10 protein-coding genes and 1 pseudogene are annotated in these 13752 nt (G+C 60.2%); 7 read left to right on the forward strand and 4 right to left on the reverse strand.

Annotated elements, in window-relative coordinates; genetic code table 11:
* On the forward strand, positions 1-884 hold an 884-nt coding region (locus RA24_RS16920), incomplete at its 5' end, for an aminotransferase class V-fold PLP-dependent enzyme (protein WP_039193123.1).
* A 246-nt stretch (positions 885-1130) separates the two neighbouring features.
* Positions 1131-2168 (forward strand): GlxA family transcriptional regulator, encoded by a 1038-nt coding sequence (locus RA24_RS16925; RefSeq protein WP_039193124.1) that lies wholly within the window; start codon positions 1131-1133, stop codon positions 2166-2168.
* A 460-nt stretch (positions 2169-2628) separates the two neighbouring features.
* On the opposite strand, the gene RA24_RS16930 is transcribed toward RA24_RS16925, so the two are convergent.
* Both RA24_RS16930 and RA24_RS16935 read right to left on the reverse strand, forming a co-directional pair.
* A complete protein-coding gene (locus RA24_RS16930; RefSeq protein WP_019297415.1) occupies positions 2629-3261 on the reverse strand; it encodes a tyrosine-type recombinase/integrase in 633 nt (210 codons plus the stop codon).
* A gap of 176 nt (positions 3262-3437) precedes the next feature.
* Entirely contained in the window at positions 3438-4376 is a 939-nt protein-coding gene (locus RA24_RS16935; RefSeq protein WP_039193125.1) for a LysR family transcriptional regulator, read from the reverse strand.
* Between the two features lie 90 nt (positions 4377-4466).
* Here RA24_RS16935 and RA24_RS16940 point away from each other — a divergent pair, with 90 nt between their 5' ends.
* From RA24_RS16940 to RA24_RS22820, 3 genes are all read left to right on the forward strand, one after another.
* Entirely contained in the window at positions 4467-5303 is an 837-nt protein-coding gene (locus RA24_RS16940; protein WP_029204937.1) for a TauD/TfdA dioxygenase family protein, read from the forward strand.
* Positions 5304-5323: 20 nt separating this feature from the next.
* Positions 5324-6955 (forward strand): arylsulfatase, encoded by a 1632-nt coding sequence (locus RA24_RS16945; RefSeq protein WP_019297418.1) that lies wholly within the window; start codon positions 5324-5326, stop codon positions 6953-6955.
* A 138-nt stretch (positions 6956-7093) separates the two neighbouring features.
* Entirely contained in the window at positions 7094-7288 is a 195-nt protein-coding gene (locus RA24_RS22820; RefSeq protein ID WP_082020383.1) for a transposase, read from the forward strand.
* 156 nt (positions 7289-7444) lie between these two features.
* On the opposite strand, the pseudogene RA24_RS22065 reads toward RA24_RS22820, so the two are convergent.
* Positions 7445-7956: pseudogene (locus tag RA24_RS22065) on the reverse strand (transposase); the annotation flags it as partial.
* A 392-nt stretch (positions 7957-8348) separates the two neighbouring features.
* Here RA24_RS22065 and RA24_RS16960 point away from each other — a divergent pair.
* Both RA24_RS16960 and RA24_RS16965 read left to right on the forward strand, forming a co-directional pair.
* On the forward strand, positions 8349-9395 hold the full coding sequence (locus tag RA24_RS16960) for an efflux RND transporter periplasmic adaptor subunit (protein WP_019296861.1): 1047 nt from the start codon (positions 8349-8351) through the stop codon (positions 9393-9395).
* A 10-nt stretch (positions 9396-9405) separates the two neighbouring features.
* The gene (locus RA24_RS16965; RefSeq protein ID WP_039193128.1) at positions 9406-12447 is read left to right on the forward strand and encodes an efflux RND transporter permease subunit; all 3042 of its coding nucleotides are present in this window, start codon (positions 9406-9408) and stop codon (positions 12445-12447) included.
* A gap of 325 nt (positions 12448-12772) precedes the next feature.
* On the opposite strand, the gene RA24_RS16970 is transcribed toward RA24_RS16965, so the two are convergent.
* Complete coding sequence (locus RA24_RS16970) at positions 12773-13657, reverse strand: LysR family transcriptional regulator (protein WP_019296859.1); 885 nt, start codon at positions 13655-13657, stop codon at positions 12773-12775.
* Between the last annotated feature and the right edge of the window lie 95 nt (positions 13658-13752).

Raw genomic sequence — 13752 nt, forward strand, 5'->3', positions numbered from 1 at the left:
CCCGCAGCGCCGCCCGCCGCTGGGCCGAAATTGCCGGGCTGGAGTATGTGAACGTCGCCCACAACAACGAAACCGGCCTGGTCACGGCTGATGACTACGCAGCACTGGTGACCCCGGACGTGGCGGTGGCCACCATCCTGCACGCCTCACCGGTCACCGGCATGGGCATGGATGTTGCGGCGATCTCCAAGGCGATCCGCGCGGTGGCGCCGGACTGCCTGATCATCGTTGACGGCATCCAGCACGCCGCCCATGGCCAGCTGGACCTGGCGGCCTACGATGTCGACGGCTATGCGGTCTCGCCCTACAAGGTGTTCTCGCGCCACGGCTACGGCATCGCCTGGATCTCGGACCGCCTCAGCACATTGCCGCATGACATGCTGATCGGAGCCCCTGCCACCGGCTGGGAGTTCGGCACCCGCGACACCGGCTCTTATGCAACCCTGTCGGATGTGGTGGACTATTTCGAATGGCTCGGCGGCGAGGTCTCTTCCGAACCTACCCGCCGGGGCAAAATCGAGGCCGCAGGCCGTGCCATCCACGCCTATGAGACCCATCTGACCAATGCCGCGATCAACGGCACCGGCAACCTGCCGGGGCTGCGGGATATGGCGCATGTCACCATTCTGGCTGGTGCAGACAACCCGGCTCGCGAAGGGCTGGTTTCCATCGTGGTGGACGGCATCGCCTCGGAAGAGGTGGTGGACATCCTCAACGCCCAAAGCATCCGCACCCACACCCGCAAGGCCGACCATTACTCCGGCAACGTGCTGGACCCGCTGGGCCTACCGGATTGTATCCGGATTTCCTTTTGCCACTACAACACGGAAGCCGAGATCGCCAAGATGCTGGCTGCGGTGAAGCAACTCGGCAAGGACGGCTAAGAGGGCCGGGGAAGTAAATTGCCCGCTTCCGGGCTCTGTCCGGGAGCGGGTAGCAAACCGCAGGAAACAAGCGGCACAAACAGTTCGCTCCAGCGCACAGGCAAGGTTGATTGGCCCGGCCTGAACACATTTGCGCGGCCAGGTTCCGAAATGCCGGAACCGTGGGGTAGAGAATATCCTTTCTGAACGCAGCTTCCGCCAGTGCAGAGCGCCGCGAACTGACCCAGGGGGAAACTGGCAATAAACATGCAAGAAACGTCCTGGACCGGGAAACACGCCCCGGCGGCCATTTCAGTAGCCCTTCAGTCTGCAAGCAGCCGGAGCCTGAACGTTGGCCTGGTGGTTGGGCCGGGGTTCTCGCAGATCAGCCTGGCTGCGGTCTGCGATATCTTTTCGGCGGTGAACCAGGTAGAGCGGGCAGACCGGATCCGCCTGCACCGGGTGTCGATCACAGGAGCGCCGGTCACGGCGGCCGGCGGGCTGCATTTCACGCCCGATACAGGCATCGCGTGCCTTCAGGACCGGATGGCCCGGGCGCGCGGACTGGATGCGGTGTTCACCTGCTGCGGCGAGGCTGCAAACAGTCCGTTTGAAAAGCCGCTGCTGGCCCTGTTCCGTAAATGCCGCAGGAACAAGATCCCGCTGTATTCCCTCGGCGAAGAGACGAGCCTGCTGGTCAAGGCAGGGCTTGCTGGCCGTGCAACACCTCATTGGAGCAGGCTGGCCTACCTGCGTGAGCAGCACCCTGAAGTCGAGCTGAGCGAAAACCTGTACCATCTGGACGGGCAGATCAGTACCTGTTCAGGCCACGCGGCGACGCTCGACTTTGCAGTGAAGTTCCTGGCTGAAGCTGTCGGCGCGGATGTTGCAGGCGCTGTGTGCCGGCAGCTGCTGATCGGGTTCCCCCGCGATTCCAGCCAAAGCCAGGTCAAAGTGGATTACCACCGGATCCGGAACGCGCCACCGCACCTGAAACAGGCGATTGAAGCTATGCACGACAATATCGAGGAACCGCTGCCCTTACAGGAGATTGCCCGGGCAGCAGACGTTTCCTTGCGCCAAATCGAGCGGTTGTTTGCGGCGCATCTGGCGGCGTCGCCCGGCCGTTACTACCGCAACATCCGCCTGGAAGTCGCCAAGCAGATGATCGAGCAGACCGATCTGACATTGTTTGACATTGCCGCCGCTACCGGATTTGGCAGCGCCAACAACCTGACCAAGGTGTTCAAGGCACAGTTCGGGAAACTGCCGCGGGAATTCCGCAAGCTGGCGAAAGGCAGCTGAAAACCTACTTTCAGTCGCCTGTGGGTTACGTTACGTTCAAACGGTGGTGAGCGCAAAGACCGCTTTGTCAGGCATGCGGTTCTCGACCGACGTTAAATCCTGAATTCATTTATTTGCGATGCTGCACGACGCACCGAGGACCGCTATGACGAGCTGCGCCGCGGCATCGCAATAAGCTGATGGAGGTCAGCTTTGGGCCGGTCATGCCTGTTGCCCTGCCCGAGGAACCTCGACTTTGCAAAGGTCGCTGTCTGCGCAGTGCGACTGCCCTAGGCCGTTCTTGCTGCGCCTGCAGCGAACGGCAGCAAGGTCAGCTTCGGGTTATAGTGCAGCCCTTTGCGTTTGCAGCAATCAAGCTTGGTAGAAGCGGCCGCTTAGGGCTCGAACCGTAACACTGCAGCGGTGCGACCGTAGGTCTGGTCTGGATTGGCGAACGGCAAGTGCCGCCCGCCAAGGTGGTTCAAATGTCGATTTGCTCGGCGATGCTCAACGCATCTTCAAGTTCGATACCAAGATATCTGACAGTGCTGTCAACCTTTGTGTGCCCGAGCAACAGTTGAACTGCTCTGAGATTTCCGGTTTTGCGGTAGATCTCCGCCGCCTTGGTCCGGCGCAGCGAATGGGTGCCGTAGCCGCTGGGTTCCAACCCAATCGCAGCCACCCAATCCCGCACAAGTCGGCCATATTGGCGGGTTGAGATATGTAGGCGGTCATGAAACCGGCTAGGAAACATGAAACGGCAGCCGATCATTTCCGGCGACTTGATCCATGCAGTAATGGTATCTCGCGTGTTTTCAGAGAGTTCGAACTGAACGGGTCGCCGGGTTTTGCTCTGGATCACAGATACCCTCTCGCGAACGCGGTCATCTCTGACCAAATCGCTGACGGACAGTTTCACTAAATCGCATCCGCGAAGCTTGCTATCAATCGCCACGTTGAACAGCGTGAGATCACGCAGATTCCTGGCCAATTCGAGCCGCGCGCGGATTGCCCACACTTGTTTCGGCAACAGCGGCCTTTTCTGGCCGACGACCCGGCCCTTGTTCCAGGCTTTTCGTTTCGGGGTGACTGCGGGAAGTTGGACCCTTGGCATATTGGGCCCTCCAATCCTCCCGCCAAGCCCAGACATCAGCACCGCGCTGACACCTGAATTTTACTGTTGGTTTGAATGACCGTTGTCCGATTGCTTGTTCTTCGGGAAACGTTACGGGTGCATTGGGTGCTCTGAACCCATCGCGACAGATGCTGCAGAAAAGACGAACGGCAGCATCACGGGTTTGCAGATCTTTGAATACCTGCAAATCCGGAACTTGAGACCGGAGGCCTGCAGAGCTCCAAAAACCGGTCAGTCAGGCCTGATTGAACTGCTAGGCGTGGGCGGGCAATCACCACCCTGTAGTGCCCGATGCTTTCCTTGAGCGGTCGCGCAACGATTGAGTCGCCTTCAGTCGTGCAGTCCTGTTTGGGCGGGAAGCCTGCAAGCGTGAAACCGAACCCCTTGCCGACGTAAGCCTGAACAAGCTCGCGGGATTGGGATTGGAACGGCACTTCGGGGTGGACGCCCGCGGCCTGCAGCAGTTGCAGGTAACTGGGGCCGGGGCCAGCGGGCGAGACGGAGATATAGGGCAGACCGGTCAGGTCGGACAGGCTGATCCGGGATTTCGCAGCCAGAGGGTGTGCGCCTGACAACAGAACCAGAGGCGGCAGCTCCAAAAGAACTTCAACCTCATGCCGACCGGGGTCGAACCCCTGGTCAAAGACCACCAGCGCATCCACCTCGCCAGTGTCCAGCGCGGCCACCAATGCCGGGTATTCCGCTTCCTTCACCTCGATACGGACACCCGGATGGCTTTCGCGGAAAGCAAGCACCGCAGGCAGGACGATCTGCTGCGCCAGTGCGTGATGGGTGCCGATGTGGATCCTGCCGGTGCGGCCAAACGCCAGATCCGCGGCCTGCCGGTCCAGTGCAGCGGCCTGCTTCAGCAGCGCCTCGGCCTGGGTGGCGAACGTCCCGCCAGCGCGGGTCAGCCGCATGCCTTGTGCCGGAAACCGGTCGAACAGGGTCAGGCCGGTGGCGGCCTCCAGCTTGTCCAGTGCCGAGGCGATGGCTGCGGCAGAGACATTAAGCTGCCGCGCCGCCTGGGCAATACCGCCCTGCCGCGCGGTTTCCGTCAGGTAGGTGAGCTGGCGAAGGGTGAAGCGAACCATTGGAAAAATCTTTCTTTGAAGCAAATTAAACCAGTTTTTCCAGTTTTAGGACAGACCTTATGCTGCCTGCAGGCGACAGCGGAGGATATCATGGAAATATTGCCAATGACCGGCGGTTTGGGCGCGGAAATCCTGGGGGCGGATATCCGCCGCAGCGAGGATTTCAGTGCCATCCGGGACGCATTTGCGGAATATTCGGTGATCGTTCTGCGGGGGCAGACCGCAGGGCCAGAAGATCACCTGGCCTTTGCCCGCCGTTTCGGGCCAGTGAATGTCAACCGGTTCTTCAAGCCGGTCGAGGGCCACCCGGAAATCGCCACTGTCCTGAAAGAGAAGGACCAGACAGAGGCCGTTGGTGAGGGGTGGCATACCGATCATTCCTATGATCAGGAACCGGCGATGGGCTCAATTCTTCACGCCATCGAGATGCCGCCCTATGGCGGCGACACGCTGTTTGTGTCCATGGGCGCCGCCTATGAGGCGCTCTCAGCGCCGATGCGCCGTTTTCTTGATGGTCTCACGGCCGTGCATTCCTCGCGCCATGTGTTCGGCGCCGCCGCGATGGGCAGCGAGGCGGTGAATTCGGGCCGTCTGGGCAATGCAGAGGCCGCCACCCAGGACGCCCGGCATCCGGTGGTCATCACCCATCCGCTGAGCGGGCGGCGCGGCCTTTTTGTGAACCCGGTTTTCACCACCCGCATTGAAGGGCTGAATCCGGACGAATCCTCGGCGCTTCTGGTCATGCTCTATGCCCATTGCCAGCAGCCGGAGTTTCAATGCCGCGTGCGCTGGCGGGCCGGTGACATTACCATGTGGGACAACCGTGCCACCTGGCACAAGGCGATCAACGACTACCACGGTTTCCGCCGCCTGATGCACCGGGTCACCGTCGAGGGCGGCCCGCTTGCCTCCGCCCGCGCATCCTGACCGCTGATGAAAGCTCAGCCATGACCAGCCACAGCTCCAAGACAGACACCGGCCAGCCCAATGTCATCCTGATCCTGGCGGACGACATGGGGTTTGCCGACCTCGGCTGCACCGGGTCTGAAATCCAGACTCCCAACATCGACGCACTTGCGCGGGGCGGCGTGATGCTGTCTGCGATGTACAACTGTGCCCGCTGCTGCCCGACGCGGGCGTCGCTTCTGACCGGGCTCTACCCGCATAACGCCGGCGTCGGGCATATGGGCGCGAATTTGGGCACGCCTGCCTATCAGGGGTTCCTGCGCAACGACAGCGCCACCATAGCCGAGCATCTGCGCGCCAGCGGCTATGCCACGCTGATGTCCGGCAAATGGCATGTGGCCGGCGATTTCGAGCCGCGAAGTGTGGACAGCTGGCGGATCGGCGACGTCGAGCATCCGACACCGCGCCAGCGCGGCTTTGACCGTTTTTACGGGATCATGGACGGCGCCACGCATTTCTTCTCGCCGCATTACATGCTGGAGGATGACAGCCGGGTCGAAACCTTCCCGGATGATTTCTACTTCACCGACGCCATCACCCATAAGGCCATCGGCATGATCGAAGGCGCGGTCGCGGACGAAAAGCCATTCTTCCTCTACCTCGCCCATACTGCGCCGCACTGGCCGCTGCATGCCCATCCTGAGGACATCGCAAAATACGATGGCGTCTATTCGAAAGGCTGGGACCATATCCGCACCGCACGCCATGAAACGATGAACGGCCAAGGCGTTTTCCAGCGCAGCTGGGACATCTCCCCGCGCGACAGCACCGTGCATGGCTGGGAACAGGAAAAGAACCAGGACTGGGAGGCCAGCAAGATGGCAACCTATGCGGCAATGGTGGACCGCATGGACCAGTCGGTCGGCACACTGATTTCGGCCCTGAAACGGCTCGGGCAGTTCGACAACACGCTGATCCTTTTCCTCAGCGACAACGGTGGCTGCGCCGAGTTCATGGCCGAGGACGGCTGGGCGAAGTTCTACCCGGACAAAACGCACGACGGCAGGCAGATCACCATGGGCAATGTGACCGGCCTGCGCCCGGGCGATGCCCAGACATTTCAAAGCTATGACAAGCCCTGGGCCAATGTCTCCAATGCGCCGTTCCGCCTGTACAAGCATTATGTGCATGAAGGCGGCATCTCGACCCCTCTGGTCGCCCATTGGCCAAAGGGGTTCAAACCGCGCAGTGCTGCCCATGCAGCCTGCCATGTGGTCGATATCCTGCCGACCATTCTGGAAGCCGCCGGCACCGCCTATCAGACCGAGGTCGGCGGCCATGAGATCCAGCCGCTGCAAGGAGAGTCGCTGCTGGGCCTCTTTCAGGGCAAGGACTGGCAGCGCGCGCAGCCGATCTTCTGGGAGCACGAGGGCAACGCCGCGATCCGGCTGGGCCGGTTCAAGCTGGTGCGGCTGCATGATTGTCCCTGGGAGCTCTACGACATCGAGGCCGACCGCACTGAACTGACCGATCTTGCAGGCCGCAGCCCCGCCTTGGAGAAAGACCTGATCCGACAGTATCAGGTCTGGGCCCAAGCCGCCGGTGTGCTGGACTGGAACGAAGCGCTGCCGAAACTTCTGGCGGCGTGGAATATGGAGAGCGCCAGCGGTTGAAACTGATGGCTAAGCGGCTACTGAGGGTCCCCTGGTAAAGGACGGGTTTGTCCCGCATTGTGCAGTTTCACGGTTTGAACTTCGTCCCTGTTCCCGGACAGCGGGGTAAATTACCCCTGTCCACGAAAGGAGCATGGAATGGGACAATCGAGACGGACGTTCACAGATGAGTTCAAAGCCGCAGCTGTTGGTCGGCTTTATAAGCCTGGGGCCACACAAGGCGGTGTTGCCAAGGAGCTTGGAGTGACGAGCTCGCAGTTCCCGGCAGATTTGCTTGATCGGCTTGTTCGGCATTGGCCTCGGACCAATGGTGGCTCAATGCCTCAATCCTGAAAATACGCCCGCCGGATCTTTGCTATCGTCTCCACGACCAACATCCCACTCTGTGCTCCCCGATAACCTCGGGGGCATGATTCACATCAGTGTAAGGGGGTCATCTTTGGACGCCGATTTCCCCGCTACGGGGTCAAAATTGCATGCCTGTTCACAGTTGACCTGCCAGCCTGCCCCTCTCAGCAATGCTGCGATCCGCCGATAGCCGTAGCGGCCATACTGGCGGGCAAGCACGATCATGTCCGCAACCAGGCGTGTTTTGTCCGCCCGGCTCTTGGGCGGCTTGCGCTGCGTGGATCTGTGTTGCTTCAGGACGCGGCAGGCGCGCCGCTCAGACACCCTGAACAGGCTGCGCACATGGTCAATGCAGGCCCGGCGGCGGGCAGGGCTCAGAAGTTTCCCTTCGCAGCTTCCGTCAGGATGAGCTTGTCCAGGGTCAGGTCCGATACGGCGCGACGCAGCCGTTCGTTTTCTTTATGCAATCGTTTGAGTTCCCTGAGTTGGTCGGTTCCCATCCCGCCATACTGTTTGCGCCAGCGGTAATAGGTCTGCTCGGTGATGCGCACTTCGCGGATCGCATCCACCCACGCCATCCCTTGCCCGACAAGCACCTCAACCTGCCGCAGCTTCGTGACAATTTCTTCGGGTTTGTGCCGCTTCGTTCCCATTCTGATCCTCCGTTTTCCTAAACATAACGGCGGACCACTTCACTGGGGGAGGATCAAAAGGCCAGTCATGCACTAACAATCAAACCGGACCACTCAGGTGGGGCTGATCATCCGAACGTCCCAGTTTTCAGGGAGCAGAGCACCTTCTCAAGGGGCGGAGGACTGCGGCCCTTCTCATTGAGTGCGAAGGTGTCTTGCCGTGAGTTTTCATTTCCTTCTTGGCGGCTCTTCATGGAGATTTCTTGTACTTTGTGAACTTGTTCACAGGCAAAAAAAGCCAAAGAGACTATGCCGCACCGATCCCGGCATCTTGTCTTGCACCAGTGGATGCGCCACCTGAAATTGCCATACGGTGCGAACAGCCAGAAAACTGCCCCGAAGGAGTGATACGCATGCGCTGGACAACCTCATTTGCCGTTGCTTTGATTACCGGGTTTGCAACCTTGCCTGCGGTTGTGCTGGCTCAAGGGGCGCTGAAGCCGGTCAAGCTGCTGCAAACCTCCTCGGAAGCATTGGTTCTGGAACGGCAGTTTTTTGGCCAAGTGGCAGCTAAGCAGACAGTGGACCTTGCGTTTCAGGTTTCCGGGCAAATACTGAAATTTCCGGTTGCCGAAGGCCGTACGGTGGCCAATGGCGGGTTGATTGCCGAGCTTGACCTGGAACCGTTCGAGCTACAGTTGGAGCAGGCGCAGCTGCGCAAGGAACAGGCCGACCGGACTGTTGCGCGCCTAAAAAATCTGACCGGCACTGTCAGTCAGGTCTCGATCGACGACGCTGAGACCGAGGCAGGGCTGGCACGCGTGGCGCTGCGCGATGCAGAGTATGAATTTGAGCATGCTACCCTGAACGCTCCTTTTGATGCGCTGGTGTCCAGCCGTGAAGTGGAGCAGTTCACCACCGTCAGTTCGGGGACCCCCATCGTGCGGCTGCACGACATGTCTGAATTGCATATCAAAGTCGATGTGCCTGAAGTCCTGTTCCAAAGGGCTGAGGAAAGCGACGTGCTGACGATTTCCGCGAATTTTCCCGGCCAGGACGCAGAGTATCCGCTGGAGATCCTGGAATATGATGCAGAGGCCAGCAGCGTCGGTCAGACCTATCAGGTGACACTCCGCCTGACCCCGCCTGAAAACCGCCAGATCCTTCCGGGCGCATCTGCAACTGTGAAAGTGCGGGTGAACACCGGCGAAGCAGGCATCAGAGTGCCCGCAACGGCCCTGGTAACCGCAACCGACGGCAGCACCGGCGTCATGGTTTATTCCCCTGTAGGCGCTAAGGAAGGCACCATTGCATGGACCAAAGTGAAGGTTGAAGCCACTCAGAACGGTGATTTCCGCGTGGCGGAGGGCCTGGCCGGAGACGAAGAAGTGGTGCTGACCGGGGGCGGCGCGCTGAAAGACGGCCAGAAGGTCAGGCGCTTTACCGGTTTCGGAAACTGAGGGCAGGCAGATGGACATTGCACGCGGGTCGATCAACCGGCCGCTCTATACTTGGATCATCATGCTGGCGGCCCTGCTTGGCGGCATCTGGGGATTTCTGAACCTGGGACGCCTTGAAGATCCGGCCTTCACCATCAAGTCCGCGGTGATCGCCACGCAGTATCCGGGCGCCAACAGTGAGCAGGTTGCGCGCGAAGTCTCCGAGCCTCTGGAATCAGCGATCCAGAAAATGGGCGAGGTCAAGCTGATCACTTCGGTGAACCAGCCCGGCTTCTCCCTGATCGAAGTGGAGATGCAGGATACGTACGATGGCACCGAATTGCCTGCCATCTGGACCAAACTGCGTGCGGAAGTACGCGATGCCGCCCGCGCTTTGCCGGAGGGTGTCAGCCAGCCGGTTGTGAACGACGGCTTCGGCGATGTGTTCGGCCTATTTTATGCGGTAACGGCGGAGGGCTACACGGACGCCGAAAAGCATGATCTGGCAACCTACTTGCGGCGCGAGCTGCTGACGGTGGACGGGGTGGCCGATGTTGAAATCGCGGGGTTGCCGCAGGAGGCGATCTTTGTTGAACCCACGCTCGCGGTTTCGGTCAATCAGAATGTTCCGATTGACGCGATCAGCAACGCGCTGGCCACGTCCAACTCGGTCCGCTCTGCAGGCAGTCTGGACGCCGGGCCAGCCGAAACTCTGATGCGCGCGCCTGAAGGCTCGGACTCGGTTTCCGAAATCCAGGGCCTAGCGATCGGCTGGCAGGGTGAGGTGGTTAACGTGATCGACATGGCCGACGTGCATCGTGGCCGCATCGACAATCCGGATCTGATCATCCGCTTTGATGGGGTTGAAGCCTTCACTCTCGGGATTGCCGGCCTTGCCACCGAAAACATCGTTGAAGTGGGCAAGAACGTTGACGCCAAGCTCGCCGCACTGGACAGCCAGATCCCCTATGGTGTCGATCTGAAACCAATCTATCAGCAGCATATGGTGGTCGAGCAGGCCTCCAACGACTTTCTGGTAAACCTTGCCATGTCGGTTTCCATCGTGGTGGTCGTGCTGGCGCTGTTCATGGGTTGGCGCGCCGCTGTTGTGGTGGGCACAACCCTGCTGCTGACAGTGGTGGGCACACTGTTCTTCATGAACATGTTCTCGATCGAGATGGAGCGGATTTCGCTTGGTGCGCTAATCATTGCCATGGGGATGCTGGTCGACAATGCCATTGTTGTGGCGGAGGGGATGCAAATTTCCATGCTGCGCGGCAAGACTTCCCGCGAGGCGGCACACGATGCGGCGTCAAAAACCCAAATCCCGCTGCTTGGCGCTACGGTGATCGGCATCATGGCCTTTGCCGGTATCGGTCTCAGCCCGGATGCGACTGGTGAGTTCCTGTTCTCGCTGTTTGCGGTGATTGCCATTTCGTTGCTCCTTAGCTGGTTCCTGGCTCTGACGGCCACCCCGCTGCTGGGCCACTACTTCTTCAAGCAGGGCAAGGAGGGGGACAGTGATGCCTATGATGGTGTTCTGTTCCGCACCTACGGCGCAATTCTGCGGGCATCTCTGAAGCTGCGCTGGATGGTCGTCGCTGGGCTGATTACCGTCACCGTGGTCTGCTTTTTCGGTTTCGGGCAAGTGCGGCAGCAGTTCTTCCCGGACTCCAACACCCCGCTGTTCTTTGTTCATTACAAGCTGCCTCAGGGCACATCGATACACACCACTTCCGAGCATCTGCAGGTGTTCGAGGACTGGCTGGGCGCCCGCGATGATGTGGTTTCGGTGGCCTCCTTCACGGGACAGGGGGCAACCCGTTTCATGCTGACCTATTCTGCCGAAAAGCCGAACCCCAGCTACGGCCACCTGATCATCCGTACCGCAAACCTGGACGCCATCCCGCCGCTGCAGGCTGAGCTGGAGGCTTTTGGCCAATCCCGCTTCCCTGAGGGTGAGTTCCGTACCAAGCGGCTGGTGTTCGGCCCGGGTGGCGGTGATCCGATCCAGGTGCGCTTCTCCGGTCCCGACCCGCGCGTCCTGCGCCGCCTGGGCGAAGAAGCGATCCGGCGGCTGGAAGCGGCTTCCCCCAATATCCTGCTCCCGCGTCAAAACTGGCGTGAGCAGGAGCCGGTGCTGAAACCTGTCTATGCTACCGACCGGGCACAGACTGCCGGCGTCACCCGGGAAAACATCGCCGACGCGCTGCAGTTCTCCACCGATGGTGTGCAGATGGGCGTCTTCCGGGAACATGACCGGCTGATCCCCATCGTGGTACGCCGAGCGCAGGAGGACTCCTACAACATCTATGATCAGGTTGTTTTCTCTTCTTCTGCCGGAAAGTTCCTGCCGCTGGAGCAGATGATTGATGGCATCGATGTCGAGGTGGAAAACACGTTGGTGCATCGCCGGGACCGACTGCCGACGCTCACTGTTGGCGCCGACATCCCGCCGGACATGACTGCGGCCACCGTTTTTGCCCAAGTGCAGGAAACCATCGAGGCGATGGACATCCCGCCCGGCTACATGATGGAATGGGGCGGCGAGCATGAAAGCTCTGGCGACGCTAACGAAAGCCTTGGCAAGCAGCTGCCGGTGACGTTGCTGATAATGGTGCTGATTTCGGTACTGCTGTTCAACGCAATCCGCCAGCCGGTGATCATCTGGCTCTTGGTGCCGATGTCGGTGAACGGCGTGGTGATCGGGCTGCTGGGAACCGGTTTCCCCTTCACTTTCACGGCACTATTGGGTCTGCTCAGCCTGTCCGGTATGCTGATCAAGAATGGCATCGTGCTGGTCGAGGAGATCGACCTGGTGCGCGAAACCGGCAAGCCTCTGCGCGAAGCCATTGTCGAAGCCTCGGTCTCACGCCTGCGCCCGGTGATGCTGGCAGCAGTGACCACCATTCTTGGCATGGCGCCATTGCTGACCGATGCGTTTTTCGTGTCGATGGCAATCACCATCATGGGCGGGCTGGCCTTTGCGACCGTGCTGACGCTGGTGGCCGCGCCGGTTTTCTACCTGATCTTCTTCAGGAACGCGGAAAAACGCGAGATGGCGGGTGTCTGATAACCGCCTGGCCCCTCAAAAATCAGGGCCCTGGCGGAGTGCGCCAGGGCTTCTTTCCTGCCGGGGTCTGTTCGGAGGGCCAATTTCCGACTTAATTGGGTTTCAAAGGCAGCGGTCCGTTTTGTCCGGCAGCCCAGCCTTTTACAAACTGAAAAAGGCTGTACGGCACACGAATGGCGGGCCGGGCAAATCTGCGCTGCAGCACATGACACCGTGATGAAAGCCGGGTAGGAGCCAGCCACGTCGCCCTTGGAAAGCTTTCGCTTTAATATGATAGCGTTCTGCTTCAGCTGCAGAAGGTTAGCAGTCCTAGGGGTTTCCTGATTTAGTCCGGCTTGGCAGTACCGATTTTGCTCCAAAGTTCATTGGCAACGACTCCTACTGTTTGGTCCCTGCGTCTCATCTTGTAGAGCATGGTCCGGCGAAGAGGAAACCCTTCCAGGTTCAGGGACAGCAACGCTCCGGAGCGTCGCTCAGCATCTGTCATATGGTCGGGCAAACCACCCCAGCCGAGCCCGGCGAGGATCACTTTCTTCTTGGCCGTGAGATCGGAAACGGTCCACTTCAGCCCGCCAGACAGCAGGTCGCGGCTCTGTTCATGCGCCGCGCCGCCGGTGCCGGCGGCAACCACCTGCACGTGGCCTTGCATTTCGGATGCGGACAATGCGCGGGAACCGGACGGCAGGCCAAGATCAGGGCTGGCCACGGGCCGGATCGTGACCTCGGCAACCGGTTCAGCCTCAACTTCGTCCAATGGCACCCCATCAAGGGACGCGAGCGCGATATCTGCCTTGCCCTCCATCAGCCGGGCGATCGGGCCGCCCATCATCTCCATCCGCAGCCGCAGATGTGTTGCGGGGTGGCGCCGCCCGGTTTCTGCAAGGGCCGGCAGCAAAGGGTCCAAATCCATTGTTGCGCTGACGGCGACGGTCAGCTCCGGCTCTTCGCGGGCGCGCAGCCGGGCCGCGGTGGATCTCAGCCCCTGCATCTGGCGCAGAACCCGCGACGCCTCGCGGTAGAAGATTTCGCCTGCTGGGGTGAGTGCGGGGCGGTAGGCTTCGCGGCTGAGCAGCTCCAATTCCAGCTCCTCTTCCAACTGACGGATTGTGTGGCTGATGGCGGATTGCGATTTGTGCAGGCGCTCCGCCGCGCCGCGGAATGTGCCGGTTATGACAATGGCGTCCAGGGCAATGAGCTGGTCATGTTTCATGAGCTTCCAACATGTTCGATTTTTTCGATCATAGTGCTGAAAACACAATATTATCAATCAATCATATTCGGAGGTAGTCAGAGGGCATCACCAAC

It is taken from the genome of Leisingera sp. ANG-M6 (assembly GCF_000813905.1).
Taxonomy (GTDB): Bacteria; Pseudomonadota; Alphaproteobacteria; order Rhodobacterales; family Rhodobacteraceae; genus Leisingera.